General features: G+C 53.6%; 7 protein-coding genes, 1 tRNA gene and 3 rRNA genes. 7 read left to right on the top strand and 4 right to left on the bottom strand.

What is annotated here, in order from left to right; all coding sequences use genetic code 11:
- The first annotated feature begins 102 nt into the window (after positions 1-102).
- The 7 genes from clpB (at position 103) to C2U54_RS22415 (ending at position 10263) form a co-directional block, all read left to right on the top strand.
- Complete coding sequence (gene clpB / locus C2U54_RS22445; RefSeq protein ID WP_103180772.1) at positions 103-2676, top strand: ATP-dependent chaperone ClpB; 2574 nt, start codon at positions 103-105, stop codon at positions 2674-2676.
- Positions 2677-3104: 428 nt separating this feature from the next.
- Positions 3105-4644, top strand: a 16S ribosomal RNA gene (locus C2U54_RS22440).
- 87 nt (positions 4645-4731) lie between these two features.
- Positions 4732-4806: transfer RNA gene (locus C2U54_RS22435), tRNA-Glu, on the top strand.
- 208 nt (positions 4807-5014) lie between these two features.
- Positions 5015-7918 (top strand): 23S ribosomal RNA (locus C2U54_RS22430).
- A 196-nt stretch (positions 7919-8114) separates the two neighbouring features.
- Positions 8115-8230 (top strand): 5S ribosomal RNA (rrf, locus tag C2U54_RS22425).
- Together the 16S, 23S and 5S rRNA genes with 1 tRNA gene alongside form the textbook arrangement of a ribosomal RNA operon.
- 117 nt (positions 8231-8347) lie before the next feature.
- On the top strand, positions 8348-8803 hold the full coding sequence (locus C2U54_RS22420) for a DUF4385 domain-containing protein (RefSeq protein ID WP_103180771.1): 456 nt from the start codon (positions 8348-8350) through the stop codon (positions 8801-8803).
- Positions 8804-8955: 152 nt separating this feature from the next.
- Positions 8956-10263: an MFS transporter gene (locus tag C2U54_RS22415; RefSeq protein WP_103180770.1), complete on the top strand. Its 1308-nt coding sequence runs from the start codon at positions 8956-8958 to the stop codon at positions 10261-10263.
- Here C2U54_RS22415 and C2U54_RS22410 read toward each other — a convergent pair.
- From C2U54_RS22410 to tapT, 4 genes are all read right to left on the bottom strand, one after another.
- On the bottom strand, positions 10260-10565 hold the full coding sequence (locus C2U54_RS22410) for a YfiM family lipoprotein (RefSeq protein WP_371413862.1): 306 nt from the start codon (positions 10563-10565) through the stop codon (positions 10260-10262). The genes C2U54_RS22415 and C2U54_RS22410 overlap by 4 nt on opposite strands.
- 61 nt (positions 10566-10626) lie before the next feature.
- On the bottom strand, positions 10627-11982 hold the full coding sequence (gene pssA / locus C2U54_RS22405) for a CDP-diacylglycerol--serine O-phosphatidyltransferase (protein WP_103180769.1): 1356 nt from the start codon (positions 11980-11982) through the stop codon (positions 10627-10629).
- 110 nt (positions 11983-12092) lie between these two features.
- A complete protein-coding gene (locus C2U54_RS22400) occupies positions 12093-14756 on the bottom strand; it encodes a bifunctional acetate--CoA ligase family protein/GNAT family N-acetyltransferase (protein WP_103180768.1) in 2664 nt (887 codons plus the stop codon).
- A 35-nt stretch (positions 14757-14791) separates the two neighbouring features.
- A complete protein-coding gene (gene tapT, locus C2U54_RS22395) occupies positions 14792-15490 on the bottom strand; it encodes a tRNA-uridine aminocarboxypropyltransferase (protein WP_103180767.1) in 699 nt (232 codons plus the stop codon).
- Positions 15491-15509 lie beyond the last annotated feature (19 nt).

Below are 15509 nucleotides of genomic sequence, written 5' to 3'. Positions count from 1 at the left end.
CGCCGTTTTCTTTTCGCATAATTCAGGTCATTCACCTTGAATAATTGAGGGATGACCTCATTTAATCTCCAGTAGCAATTTTGACCTGTTATGGGAGGAGTTATGCGTCTGGATCGTCTTACTAATAAATTCCAGCTTGCTCTCGCCGATGCCCAGTCTCTCGCACTGGGGCACGACAATCAGTTTATCGAACCTCTTCATTTAATGAGCGCCTTACTGAATCAGGAAGGGGGATCGGTACGTCCTTTATTGACATCTGCCGGCATTAATGCGGGCCAGTTACGCACAGCCATCGATCAGGCGCTGAGCCGTTTACCGCAGGTAGAGGGCACAGGCGGAGATGTTCAGCCGTCTCAGGATCTGGTTCGCGTATTAAACCTGTGCGACAAACTGGCGCAGAAACGCGGCGACAACTTTATTTCGTCAGAGCTCTTTGTTCTGGCGGCGCTTGAATCACGTGGCACCTTGACCGACCTGCTGAAAACAGCTGGCGCAACTACCGCCAATGTGACGCAGGCGATTGCACAAATGCGCGGAGGTGAGAGCGTGAACGATCAGGGTGCTGAAGATCAGCGTCAGGCATTGAAAAAATATACGGTCGACCTGACTGAGCGTGCGGAACAGGGCAAGCTTGACCCGGTCATTGGCCGTGACGAAGAGATCCGCCGTACCATTCAGGTTCTGCAGCGCCGTACCAAAAATAACCCGGTGCTGATTGGTGAACCGGGCGTCGGTAAAACGGCTATTGTGGAAGGGCTTGCCCAGCGTATCGTCAATGGTGAAGTGCCGGAGGGTCTGAAAGGCCGCCGTGTACTGGCACTGGATATGGGCGCGCTGGTGGCCGGGGCCAAATACCGCGGCGAATTTGAAGAACGCTTAAAAGGCGTGCTCAACGATCTGGCGAAACAGGAAGGCAACGTCATTCTGTTTATCGACGAACTGCACACGATGGTGGGAGCAGGTAAAGCCGATGGTGCCATGGATGCCGGGAACATGCTGAAACCCGCTCTTGCTCGCGGCGAGCTGCACTGCGTGGGCGCCACCACGCTTGATGAGTATCGTCAGTACATTGAAAAAGATGCTGCTCTGGAACGTCGATTCCAGAAAGTGTTTGTGGCTGAACCGTCAGTGGAAGATACCATCGCGATCCTGCGTGGCCTGAAAGAGCGCTATGAGCTGCACCACCATGTGCAGATTACTGACCCGGCCATCGTGGCGGCTGCTACCTTGTCGCATCGCTATATTGCTGACCGACAGCTGCCTGACAAAGCGATCGACCTTATCGATGAAGCGGCCTCCAGTATTCGTATGCAGATTGACTCCAAGCCAGAAGAGCTGGACCGACTCGATCGCCGGATCATTCAGCTCAAGCTGGAACAGCAGGCGCTGAAAAAAGAGTCTGATGAAGCGAGTAAAAAGCGTCTGGATATGCTTAATGAAGAGCTGGATGATAAAGAGCGCCAGTATTCTGAGTTAGAAGAAGAGTGGAAAGCCGAGAAAGCTTCCCTGTCTGGCACTCAAACAATCAAAGCTGAGCTTGAACAGGCAAAAATTGCCATTGAGCAGGCGCGTCGTGTGGGCGATCTGGCGCGCATGTCTGAACTGCAGTACGGCAAAATTCCTGAGCTGGAAAAACAGCTTCAGATGGCGACGCAATCGGAAGGTAAAACGATGCGTCTGTTACGTAATAAAGTGACGGATGCGGAAATTGCTGAAGTGCTTGCTCGCTGGACCGGGATTCCGGTGGCGCGCATGCTTGAAGGCGAACGTGAAAAACTGCTGCGTATGGAACAGGATCTCCATAATCGTGTGATTGGGCAGAACGAGGCGGTTGAAGCGGTATCGAATGCTATCCGTCGTAGTCGCGCAGGGCTTTCCGATCCGAATCGCCCGATTGGTTCGTTCCTGTTCCTGGGGCCAACCGGCGTCGGTAAAACCGAACTGTGCAAAGCGCTGGCTAACTTTATGTTCGACAGTGACGATGCGATGGTGCGTATCGATATGTCCGAGTTTATGGAAAAACACTCCGTTTCACGTCTGGTCGGTGCGCCTCCTGGTTATGTTGGTTATGAAGAAGGCGGTTACCTGACGGAAGCAGTGCGCCGTCGTCCTTATTCCGTCATCCTGCTGGATGAGGTGGAAAAAGCGCATCCGGATGTGTTCAACATTCTGCTACAGGTACTGGATGATGGTCGTCTGACGGACGGGCAGGGGAGAACGGTCGACTTCCGTAATACGGTTGTCATCATGACTTCGAACCTGGGTTCTGATTTGATTCAGGAACGTTTCGGTGAACTGGACTACAGCCATATGAAGGACCTGGTGCTCGGGGTGGTGAGCCATAACTTCCGTCCTGAGTTCATCAACCGTATTGATGAAGTGGTGGTCTTCCATCCTCTGGGTGAGAAACACATTGCCTCGATTGCGCAGATTCAGCTGCAGCGTCTCTATAAACGTCTGGAAGAGCGTGGGTATGAAATTCACATTTCCGACGATGCGCTGAAGCTGCTGAGCGAGAATGGTTACGATCCGGTATACGGTGCGCGTCCATTAAAACGTGCTATCCAGCAGCAGATCGAAAACCCGCTGGCACAGCAGATCCTCTCTGGGGAGCTGATTCCGGGCAAAGTTATCCGTCTGGAAGCCAACGACGATCGCATTGTGGCAGTGCAGTAAATCACAAAACGCAAAAACGAGCCCCCGGAGGGCTCGTTTTTGTTTAAAAACCAGGCAAAAATAGAGGTCCAAATGCGGAATTGCCTGGAAAGTGAGCGGTCGATAAATAATTTTCACTTTATACTTGCCAGCTCCGAAGAACTGCCTATAATGCGCCTCCACTGACACGGAACAACGGCAAGCAAGCCGCCGAATCAGCAGAGAAAAGCGTGAAATAATCGCTTGACTCTGAAGCGGGAAAGCGTAGTATGCACAACCCGCGCCGCAGCGAAAAACGAAGCGGCACTGCTCTTTAACAATTTATCAGACAATCTGTGTGGGCACTCAAAGTGACATGGATTCTTAATGTCCTCGGACAATAAATGAATACCAAGTCTCTGAGTGAACACGTAATTCATTACGAAGTTTAATTCACGAGCATCAAACTTAAATTGAAGAGTTTGATCATGGCTCAGATTGAACGCTGGCGGCAGGCCTAACACATGCAAGTCGAACGGTAGCACAGAGAGCTTGCTCTCGGGTGACGAGTGGCGGACGGGTGAGTAATGTCTGGGAAACTGCCTGATGGAGGGGGATAACTACTGGAAACGGTAGCTAATACCGCATAACGTCGCAAGACCAAAGAGGGGGACCTTCGGGCCTCTTGCCATCGGATGTGCCCAGATGGGATTAGCTAGTAGGTGGGGTAATGGCTCACCTAGGCGACGATCCCTAGCTGGTCTGAGAGGATGACCAGCCACACTGGAACTGAGACACGGTCCAGACTCCTACGGGAGGCAGCAGTGGGGAATATTGCACAATGGGCGCAAGCCTGATGCAGCCATGCCGCGTGTATGAAGAAGGCCTTCGGGTTGTAAAGTACTTTCAGCGAGGAGGAAGGCATTGTGGTTAATAACCACAGTGATTGACGTTACTCGCAGAAGAAGCACCGGCTAACTCCGTGCCAGCAGCCGCGGTAATACGGAGGGTGCAAGCGTTAATCGGAATTACTGGGCGTAAAGCGCACGCAGGCGGTCTGTTAAGTCAGATGTGAAATCCCCGGGCTCAACCTGGGAACTGCATTTGAAACTGGCAGGCTTGAGTCTTGTAGAGGGGGGTAGAATTCCAGGTGTAGCGGTGAAATGCGTAGAGATCTGGAGGAATACCGGTGGCGAAGGCGGCCCCCTGGACAAAGACTGACGCTCAGGTGCGAAAGCGTGGGGAGCAAACAGGATTAGATACCCTGGTAGTCCACGCCGTAAACGATGTCGACTTGGAGGTTGTGCCCTTGAGGCGTGGCTTCCGGAGCTAACGCGTTAAGTCGACCGCCTGGGGAGTACGGCCGCAAGGTTAAAACTCAAATGAATTGACGGGGGCCCGCACAAGCGGTGGAGCATGTGGTTTAATTCGATGCAACGCGAAGAACCTTACCTACTCTTGACATCCAGAGAACTTGCCAGAGATGGCTTGGTGCCTTCGGGAACTCTGAGACAGGTGCTGCATGGCTGTCGTCAGCTCGTGTTGTGAAATGTTGGGTTAAGTCCCGCAACGAGCGCAACCCTTATCCTTTGTTGCCAGCGGCTAGGCCGGGAACTCAAAGGAGACTGCCAGTGATAAACTGGAGGAAGGTGGGGATGACGTCAAGTCATCATGGCCCTTACGAGTAGGGCTACACACGTGCTACAATGGCGCATACAAAGAGAAGCGACCTCGCGAGAGCAAGCGGACCTCATAAAGTGCGTCGTAGTCCGGATTGGAGTCTGCAACTCGACTCCATGAAGTCGGAATCGCTAGTAATCGTAGATCAGAATGCTACGGTGAATACGTTCCCGGGCCTTGTACACACCGCCCGTCACACCATGGGAGTGGGTTGCAAAAGAAGTAGGTAGCTTAACCTTCGGGAGGGCGCTTACCACTTTGTGATTCATGACTGGGGTGAAGTCGTAACAAGGTAACCGTAGGGGAACCTGCGGTTGGATCACCTCCTTACCTTAAAGAACCTGCCTTTGTAGTGTCCACACAGATTGTCTGATAGAAAGTAGAAAGCAAGACGGCTGCGAAGTCGTGACACCTCGTGTCCCCTTCGTCTAGCGGTTAGGACTCCGCCCTTTCACGGCGGCAACAGGGGTTCGAATCCCCTAGGGGACGCCACTTGCTGGGTGTGAGTGAAAGGCACAACCAAACAGTATCTCAAAACTGACTTCAGAGTCATGTTTGAGATATTTGCTCTTTAAAAATCTGGATCAAGCTGAAAATTGAAACGACACACTGTGTCTGTTCTCCGTAATAAGAACAGATGAAGGTGTGTTCGAGTCTCTCAAATTTTCACAACACGAAGTGAAACAGCTTCGGGTTGTGAGGTTAAGCGACTAAGCGTACACGGTGGATGCCCTGGCAGTCAGAGGCGATGAAGGACGTGCTAATCTGCGAAAAGCGCCGGCGAGGTGATATGAACCCTTGACCCGGCGATGTCCGAATGGGGAAACCCAGTGTGATTCGTCACACTATCGTTAGCTGAATACATAGGTTAACGAGGCGAACCGGGGGAACTGAAACATCTAAGTACCCCGAGGAAAAGAAATCAACCGAGATTCCCCCAGTAGCGGCGAGCGAACGGGGAGCAGCCCGGAGTCTGAATCAGCTTGTGTGTTAGTGGAAGCGTCTGGAAAGTCGCAGGGTACAGGGTGATACTCCCGTACACGAAAGCACACTTGCTGTGAACTCGAAGAGTAGGGCGGGACACGTGGTATCCTGTCTGAATATGGGGGGACCATCCTCCAAGGCTAAATACTCCTGACTGACCGATAGTGAACCAGTACCGTGAGGGAAAGGCGAAAAGAACCCCGGCGAGGGGAGTGAAAAAGAACCTGAAACCGTGTACGTACAAGCAGTGGGAGCACCTTCGGGTGTGACTGCGTACCTTTTGTATAATGGGTCAGCGACTTATATTCTGTAGCAAGGTTAACCGTATAGGGGAGCCGAAGGGAAACCGAGTCTTAACTGGGCGTTAAGTTGCAGGGTATAGACCCGAAACCCGGTGATCTAGCCATGGGCAGGTTGAAGGTTGGGTAACACTAACTGGAGGACCGAACCGACTAATGTTGAAAAATTAGCGGATGACCTGTGGCTGGGGGTGAAAGGCCAATCAAACCGGGAGATAGCTGGTTCTCCCCGAAAGCTATTTAGGTAGCGCCTCGTGAACTCATCCTCGGGGGTAGAGCACTGTTTCGGCTAGGGGGCCATCCCGGCTTACCAACCCGATGCAAACTGCGAATACCGGGGAATGTTATCACGGGAGACACACGGCGGGTGCTAACGTCCGTCGTGAAGAGGGAAACAACCCAGACCGCCAGCTAAGGTCCCAAAGTCATGGTTAAGTGGGAAACGATGTGGGAAGGCACAGACAGCCAGGATGTTGGCTTAGAAGCAGCCATCATTTAAAGAAAGCGTAATAGCTCACTGGTCGAGTCGGCCTGCGCGGAAGATGTAACGGGGCTAAACCATGCACCGAAGCTGCGGCAGCGACACTATGTGTTGTTGGGTAGGGGAGCGTTCTGTAAGCCTGCGAAGGTGTGCTGTGAGGCATGCTGGAGGTATCAGAAGTGCGAATGCTGACATAAGTAACGATAAAGCGGGTGAAAAGCCCGCTCGCCGGAAGACCAAGGGTTCCTGTCCAACGTTAATCGGGGCAGGGTGAGTCGACCCCTAAGGCGAGGCCGAAAGGCGTAGTCGATGGGAAACAGGTTAATATTCCTGTACTCGGTGTTACTGCGAAGGGGGGACGGAGAAGGCTATGTTGGCCGGGCGACGGTTGTCCCGGTTTAAGCATGTAGGCGGAGGTTCCAGGTAAATCCGGTACCTTTTTAACGCTGAGGTGTGATGACGAGGCACTACGGTGCTGAAGCAACAAATGCCCTGCTTCCAGGAAAAGCCTCTAAGCATCAGGTAACACCAAATCGTACCCCAAACCGACACAGGTGGTCAGGTAGAGAATACCAAGGCGCTTGAGAGAACTCGGGTGAAGGAACTAGGCAAAATGGTGCCGTAACTTCGGGAGAAGGCACGCTGATATGTAGGTGAAGCCCCTGCGGGTGGAGCTGAAATCAGTCGAAGATACCAGCTGGCTGCAACTGTTTATTAAAAACACAGCACTGTGCAAACACGAAAGTGGACGTATACGGTGTGACGCCTGCCCGGTGCCGGAAGGTTAATTGATGGGGTCAGCGGCAACGCGAAGCTCTTGATCGAAGCCCCGGTAAACGGCGGCCGTAACTATAACGGTCCTAAGGTAGCGAAATTCCTTGTCGGGTAAGTTCCGACCTGCACGAATGGCGTAATGATGGCCAGGCTGTCTCCACCCGAGACTCAGTGAAATTGAAATCGCTGTGAAGATGCAGTGTACCCGCGGCAAGACGGAAAGACCCCGTGAACCTTTACTATAGCTTGACACTGAACACTGGTCCTTGATGTGTAGGATAGGTGGGAGGCTTTGAAGCGTGGACGCCAGTCTGCGTGGAGCCGTCCTTGAAATACCACCCTTTAATGGCTGGTGTTCTAACGTAGACCCGTAATCCGGGTTGCGGACAGTGTCTGGTGGGTAGTTTGACTGGGGCGGTCTCCTCCTAAAGAGTAACGGAGGAGCACGAAGGTCAGCTAATCCTGGTCGGACATCAGGAGGTTAGTGCAATGGCATAAGCTGGCTTGACTGCGAGAGTGACGGCTCGAGCAGGTGCGAAAGCAGGTCATAGTGATCCGGTGGTTCTGTATGGAAGGGCCATCGCTCAACGGATAAAAGGTACTCCGGGGATAACAGGCTGATACCGCCCAAGAGTTCATATCGACGGCGGTGTTTGGCACCTCGATGTCGGCTCATCACATCCTGGGGCTGAAGTAGGTCCCAAGGGTATGGCTGTTCGCCATTTAAAGTGGTACGCGAGCTGGGTTTAGAACGTCGTGAGACAGTTCGGTCCCTATCTGCCGTGGGCGCTGGAGAATTGAGGGGGGCTGCTCCTAGTACGAGAGGACCGGAGTGGACGCATCACTGGTGTTCGGGTTGTCATGCCAATGGCACTGCCCGGTAGCTAAATGCGGAAGAGATAAGTGCTGAAAGCATCTAAGCACGAAACTTGCCCCGAGATGAGTTCTCCCTGAGCCTTTAAGGCTCCTGAAGGAACGTTGAAGACGACGACGTTGATAGGCCGGGTGTGTAAGCGCAGCGATGCGTTGAGCTAACCGGTACTAATGAACCGTGAGGCTTAACCTTACAACGCCGAAGCTGTTTCGGTGGATTTGAGAAAATTTTCAGCATTGATTCAGAGTTAAGTACACAATAGTTTGCGCAGCAGCAGGGCGGCAAGCGAAGGAAAGGAAGGAGCATACTGAAGTATGTGACTGACTTTACGAGCGCGGCCAACGCGGCTGATGCGATAAAGTATTGCGTACAGAGCACCAAGAATTTGCCTGGCGGCTGTAGCGCGGTGGTCCCACCTGACCCCATGCCGAACTCAGAAGTGAAACTCCGTAGCGCCGATGGTAGTGTGGGGTCTCCCCATGCGAGAGTAGGGAACTGCCAGGCATCAAATTAAGAAACCCCGTACCTTATGGTGCGGGGTTTTTTGCTTTTCCACCCTGGCGGGCACAATCAACAATCTCTGGCTAAAATAACAAGATATGCATCGTCAGCGAGGTTATTTTGCCGAACCCCCCCTTTAACTATCAACAAGATTTCGCCAACATAAACTTTCGCGACCATCCTGAGCTTTACCAGGTAGGGCGGGGAGAACAAGGCGTTCTGCTGGTTGAACCTTACAAAAGCGAAATTCTGCCCTACTGGCGATACAAAAATGCTGAGGTTGCGACAAAATCTGCGCAGGAAATATACGCACTCTTTGAGCAATACCGTCAGCAAGACGATTTTGTGGGCATGGATATGGCCAGAAAATTCATCCAGATGGGATATACCCGCGCCAGACGCTACGCCAACCACAAAGGCGGAAAAAAGTACGATGATGAACGCAATGTTCGTCCACTGGATCACGATCCCGTTAAAGCCGAAGCCGCAAAAGTATTCAAAGGATGGTGGGACAAAATTCGCGCCGATGAGGATTATTTACAGAGAAAACAAGCGCATCAAAAAAAGTGGGGCTGATGATGTTATCCGTGCCAGGACGCATTTTGTGACGGAGATAACAAAATTAAATGAAACATAATAGAAACAATTATTTTACCTAACGTTAAATTTTAAATCTGGTTTTACTGGAGTGGGTGCTTTGGCCCGCATTGTAAGACAGGGGATTTAAAATGACAGAAACCGTAGCAAGTACAGATACGGATAGTAAAAAACTGGCAGAGGACGATACTCGCCGCAGGATTTGGGCAATCGTCGGCGCATCTTCAGGCAATCTGGTTGAATGGTTCGACTTTTACGTTTACTCGTTTTGCTCGCTCTATTTTGCCCATATCTTCTTCCCATCCGGCAACACCACTACCCAGCTTCTGCAAACTGCAGGGGTTTTCGCCGCAGGCTTTTTGATGCGTCCAATCGGCGGCTGGCTCTTTGGGCGTATTGCCGATCGAAAGGGGCGAAAAACGTCCATGCTGATCTCCGTCTGCATGATGTGTTTCGGCTCCCTGGTTATCGCCTGCCTTCCGGGCTATGACACTATCGGCACTTGGGCTCCAGCCTTACTGCTGTTGGCGCGTTTGTTCCAGGGACTTTCCGTTGGGGGGGAATATGGCACAAGCGCGACATATATGAGTGAAGTTGCCGTGGAAGGGCGTAAAGGCTTTTATGCCTCATTTCAGTACGTCACCCTGATAGGGGGACAGCTCCTGGCTATTCTGGCCGTCGTGATCCTGCAACAGGTTCTGAGTGATGAAGATCTTCGGGCCTGGGGATGGCGTATTCCTTTTGCGCTTGGCGCCCTCCTTGCCATTGTGGCGCTGTGGCTGCGCCGTCAGCTGGACGAAACGTCGCGTAAAGAGGTAAGGACGTTAAAAGAGGCAGGTTCATTTAAAGGCTTGTGGCGTAACCGGAAGGCGTTTTTGATGGTGCTCGGCTTTACGGCTGGCGGTTCGCTCACCTTCTATACCTTCACCACCTATATGCAGAAGTATCTGGTTAACACAACGGGTATGCACGCTAACGTGGCGAGCATGGTTATGACGGTGGCGCTCTTTGTCTTTATGCTCATCCAACCCATTATCGGCGCGCTGTCGGATAGAATCGGTCGTCGTAGCTCGATGCTGATTTTCGGCGGGTTATCGGCAATATGTACTGTGCCCATTCTCACTGCACTCCAGCATGTCACGTCTCCTTATGCCGCTTTTGCACTGGTGATGGTCGCATTGGTCATTGCCAGTTTTTACACCTCGATCAGCGGCATTCTTAAGGCAGAGATGTTTCCAGCTCAGGTGCGTGCACTGGGCGTTGGGTTCTCTTATGCGGTGGCTAACGCGCTGTTTGGCGGCTCAGCGGAATATGTAGCCCTGTCATTAAAATCGGTGGGGAGTGAGGCAATCTTTTTCTGGTACGTCACGCTGATGGGGGCGCTGGCATTTATGGTTTCTTTAATGCTGCACCGCAAAGGGAAAGGCGTGCGTCTTTAATGATCCGCCATCTGCCAGACGGCATAGCCGGTAGTCGCACCGGCTATGTCCCAGGCAAAATCTTTCCAGCTCCAGCCGCTCCCTGCCGGGCGGCTGTCCCAGAGCTCTTTCGATGCCCCCAGACTGACCGAAAACATCAGGCCGTATGCAGCGCTGCGGTCGCGGCTGTAGCCCTGGCGCTGTGCATATTCATTACCCGCAGCCGAGAGCATCGCCGAGGCTAAAAAGTGTTGCGCCTTATCCTGACCCGACCAGCTATCCTGAGCCATATGGCTGCATCCGCCCAAAACCAGGCAGCCCATTAACAGCAAATAACGCACAACGACCTCCATAAAAAAGCCCCGTCAATGACAGGGCTGAAGATTACAGGATGCGGCTAATCAACCGGTCGATTCGGATGCGACGTAAACGGCGAATTAGCTTACGCACTTTCACCGGATAGTCAGCGATACTTTGCAGATCGCGATAATGGTTAACCACAGTGGTGTGCGTGCGGATCAGATCCAGTTCACGGTCGCGCGGAGCAGCCAGCTCCTGGCGGGGATCGTGGATCAAAATCGCATTTTCTAGATCCAGTCGCCACGCGCGGGGATTGAGGTTATTGCCCGTCAGCAGCATCCATTCATCATCAACCCACATGCCTTTCAGGTGATAGCTGTTATCTTCATCTTTCCACAGACGCACAACCAGCTGATCGGTATTCACATAGTACTGCAGGCGGCTCAGGAAGCGGCGCAGGTTGATCTCATAGAGATAAGGCAGGGCGCCGATGATCTTAAATGGCTGATCTTCAGGAATGAAGAAATCGTTCGCGGTTTTATCGCCAACGATAATTTCCACCTTTTTACCGTCGCGTAACAGCTGAATGATGTTACGCACCAGCACCGCCGGCAGGTTGAAGTACGGTGTACAGATGGTCAGCTTATGTTCTGTACACGGCATCAGATGGAAGATGGTCTTGTTGAGCAGGCTGGATTTACCCAGCCCAACCAGTGGGGTCACTGCAAGCTGTTCATTATCGGCATCGCCCTGGAAATGGAACATGGCATCGCGCAGTTCCTGACGGAAAAGGCGGATCTCATTTTTGATCTCCGGGCTTTTTGGTCGCTGCGGATCGTCAAGCCGATTCACGCCGCGGCCATGCACCAGATGTTGGTCCACCCACTCAAACATGACGTCAGCCATGCGGGCATTACGCACCAGGTGATAACGATCGTAACGGTATTTATCCAGTTGATGCAGATAGACATCGTTCAGACTCGCGCCGCTATAGAGCACGCTGTCATCAATGATAAAGCCTTTGAAATGGAGAACGCCCAGAGCTTCGCGGGTGTTAACAGGAACACCATAAACGGGGACATCTACGCCAGGGTTTTCCTGCGCCATGCGGCAATACCAGTCGGCATTGGTGTTGGACGCAGCGGCGCCAATACGACCGCGCTGGGCGCGATGCCAGTCGACCAGGATACGGACATCCAGCTCAGGGCGCTGGCGTTTGGCTTCGTACACGGCGCGTAAAATGGCGCTGCCGCCATCATCCTGTTCAAGATAAAGCGCGATAATGCAGATACGATGCGTTGCGCTGGCAATTTTTTCCAGTAGCGTCTCCCGAAAGTCGGCGGGAGCATAAAAAAACTCTACATCATCAACTGACTGAGAAATCTTCGGTAGTTGAGCAAGGTGTTGTTGATGTTTATTACGCTTAAATTTTGACAACATCACAGTGCGTTTCTTCTCTGTTCATTGAAGGATTATATGTACTATGTAGACAACAGAAGCGGGCAATCATACCACCAGTGCCGTTTAAAGTGGTCAACATTTCCAGTACCTTACTCTTGTTTACCTGATGGCATAAGCTGCAGAGTCAACCCGACGATCCCATCTTCAAGCTGGATATCAACGGTAAAGCCCAGCTTTCGCGCCAGGGCGACCATGCCACGGTTGTTAGGCATGGTAATGCCATTGAGGCGGATCAGTCCGTGATCGCGCGTATAACTGATCAGTTTTTCGAGTAATCGTCTTCCCAGCCCAAGACCTTTCAGATCGGAGCGAACAAGCACCGCAAACTCCGCATCAACGTTATCAGGATCGGAGATGGCACGTGTGACGCCAAGGATTTCATCGCCCTCTTCAGTGCGTCGGACAGCAACGAAAGCCATTTCCCGATCGTAGTCGATCTGCGTCATATTGGCTAAATCTTCGTGGGTAAATTCGTTGATTTCGCTAAAGTAGCGGTAATACAAATCTTCTTTTGTGACCTGGGCAATAAAGCGCTGAAGCTGGGGTTCATCTTCAGGAAGGATAGGGCGGAACAGCGACAGTTCGCCATTTTTCATCTCCACCCACTCTTCAAGCTGATGGGGGTAAGGGCGAATAGCAAGCCGGCTTTCGCGATCGCCGGTATAGGCCGCCACATCCATCGTCACATCCAGCGCCGTCAGTTCGCTGCCGGATACCAGTAAAGGATGAATATCCAGACGCTGGATTTCCGGGCTATCGACAATCAGGTTCGATACCTGCACCAGGAACTGGCTCAGGGCGGCGATATCCAGCGGTCTTAAGGCACTGCGTCCACGGATCTTTTTGCTCTTAATCCCCTGAATCACCAGATAACGCGCCAGGTTCATGTTCAGGGGCGGCAGGGCAACCACCGCCTGCTCTTCAGGGCGCCACTCCACGCCCCCTTCGCCCAGCATAATCAGCGGACCGAAGACCGGATCGTGTTCCACTACCACCCGTAGCTCCTGCGCGCCGGCACGATTAGCCATGCTCTGCACCAGCAGGCCGTGGATCCGCGCCTGGGGCCAGGCCATTTTAACGCGATCGATAATGGCATCCGCCGCCTGCTGGACTTCCGCCGCGGTACGCAGATACAACATCACCCCCTGAACTTCAGATTTATGCGGGATATCTGGCGAACGCAGTTTCAGTGCTACCGGAAAACCGATCTGCTCGGCAATATGCACCGCTTCCGCGCTGTCGCTGGCGATCCAGGTGGGCAGTGTATGCAGGCCATAGGCGGTGAGGATCGGCTGTACCTCATGGGTATCCAGCGAACGCGCGCCGTCATCAATGGCACGCTGCAACAGGTCGTGAGCATGACCCGTATTGGCGGTCAGGTTTCCCGGCAGGGCAGGCGTCTCCCGCAGCTGTTTCTGATTGCGCCGGTACTCCACCATATGCATAAAAGCGGTGATAGTGCCTTCCGGGGTACGGTAAGTGGGGAGGCCAGCCTCGCTGAACAGACGTCGCGCCTCCTGAGATGAAAATTCACCGCACCAGTTGGTCAGAAGCGACACATACTTTCCACGCGGATGCTTCTTCACAATATCAATCAGCGCACGAGCGCTTTCGCTGCCCGGGGCTACGGCACTAGGGGAGTGAATAACCATCAGGGCATCAAAATCCTGGCTGTCCAGCAGGATATTGAGTGCCATGAGATAGTGCTCGCTGCTGGCATCGTCGCGTAAGTCGAGTGGATTACCCGGCTCCACGCCGGACGGCAATGCCTCACGCAGGCGCTGCATTGTCTCTTCGCTGAGGGTGGCCAGCTTACCGTTACGCAGCCACAGTTCATCCAGCGCCAGCGCGGCCGGTGCGGCCCCGTTACTGATGATCATCAGCCGTTCCCCGCGCAGCGGGCGCATATGGCTGAGCGTTTCGACAGCGGAAAAGAGTTCGTGGGTGTCCTGAACACGCAGCAAGCCGGCACGCTGGATAGCGGCATCCCATGCCGGATCCATGCCTGAATGAGAATGCAAAAGACGCTGGGCGGCCGGGCTACGCCCGCTTTTGATCACCAGAATCGGTTTGTTGCGTGAAGCGCTACGGGCTGCCGAGACGAAGCGTCGCGCGTCGCTGAGATGCTCAAGATAGAGCAGGATGGCGCTGGTTTTGCTATCGCGCGCCAGAAAATCCAGCAGCTCGTCAACGTCAATGTCCAGACCGTCGCCCAGCGCAATGAAATAGGAAAAGCCCATTTCGCGCTGCTGGGCCCAGTCGAGGATGGTATTAGAGACCGCCGCCGACTGGGAAATAAAGGCCAGCTTGCCTTTACGTATCGGGACGGGAGAAAAGCTGGCATTCAGCCCCTGCCACGGTGCCAGCAGACCCAGACTGTTTGGCCCCAGCAGTCGCATCTGGTAGCGCGTCGCGCAGGCCAGCAGCTCCGCCTGTTGTTCAGGGGGCGAAGAGAGAATAATGCAGGTTTTGCAGCCCTTCTTCCCCAGTGCGTCGAGCAGGGCGATGTTACGTCGGGCGTGGGTGCAGAGCACCGCGAGATCGGGAATGAAGGGCAGGCTCTCCACATCCGGCCAGGCAAGGACACCCAACACCGCCTTATACGCGGGGGTAACCGGCAGTATCGGGCCATTAAAGCCGCCAGCGAGCAGGTTACGCATCATCAGATAACCGGCGCGTTCAGGCTTCATCGACGCGCCAATCACGGCAATGGATTTAGGGCGGAGTAAGGCTTCTAACCCGCGCTGGCTCATACAGATCTCCTGAAAAGGCGAGTGACCTGATGATTTTAAACGCTTTCCGGCTCCGCCGCTGTGATGCTTCCCTTATGAATGGTTTTTCCGGCCAGATAACGTTCGCGAAAGCGTGAGAAGTGATCGCCCAGGGCGCCTGCCGCCTGAACGTCCCCCGCCAGATCCAGCAGGGCAATGGCCACTTCGGCAGTACAATACTGGCCTTCTGCGTGGGCTTCACGCAGCCGGTAAGCCGAGACGCGCGACAAATCGACGGAGATCACCGGCAGCGCATCCAGATAGGGGCTTTTGCGAAACATTTTACGCGCTTCAGTCCAGGTGCCATCCAGCATGATAAACAGCGGCGGTTTACCGGCGGAGGGCGCGGTAATTACCTGGCGCGTCTCACCGGCGTAGGAGGCCGGAAACACTACCATCGGTTGATAGTCGGGGCTGGCGACCAGATCGAGCAGCGCCTGAGGTGGCTCAGTGCGTGACCACTGGAAGGCTGCGGTATCCGGTAGAATATCGGCGATCAGCCGTCCGGTGTTGCTGGGCTTCATCGGTTCGGTATCGAACATCACCAGGCAGAAACGGCTTTGAGCATGGCTGGGCGCCAGCGTCGCGCAGAGACACTGCCTGAGCGGCAGCAGACAGCGCTGACAGCGACGAATGCGGTTACCACGGGCAAGAAAAGGGCGAGTCGCACGCGCCAGGCGTTGGGCGCGCAGTTGCAGTACGGCGTTATCAGTCATGGGAAGGAGCGCAGAAAAA

Origin of the sequence: Leclercia sp. LSNIH1 (genome assembly GCF_002902985.1) — a bacterium.
Classification (GTDB): Bacteria; Pseudomonadota; Gammaproteobacteria; order Enterobacterales; family Enterobacteriaceae; genus Enterobacter.
This window is presented reverse-complemented; position numbering and strand designations above follow the sequence as displayed.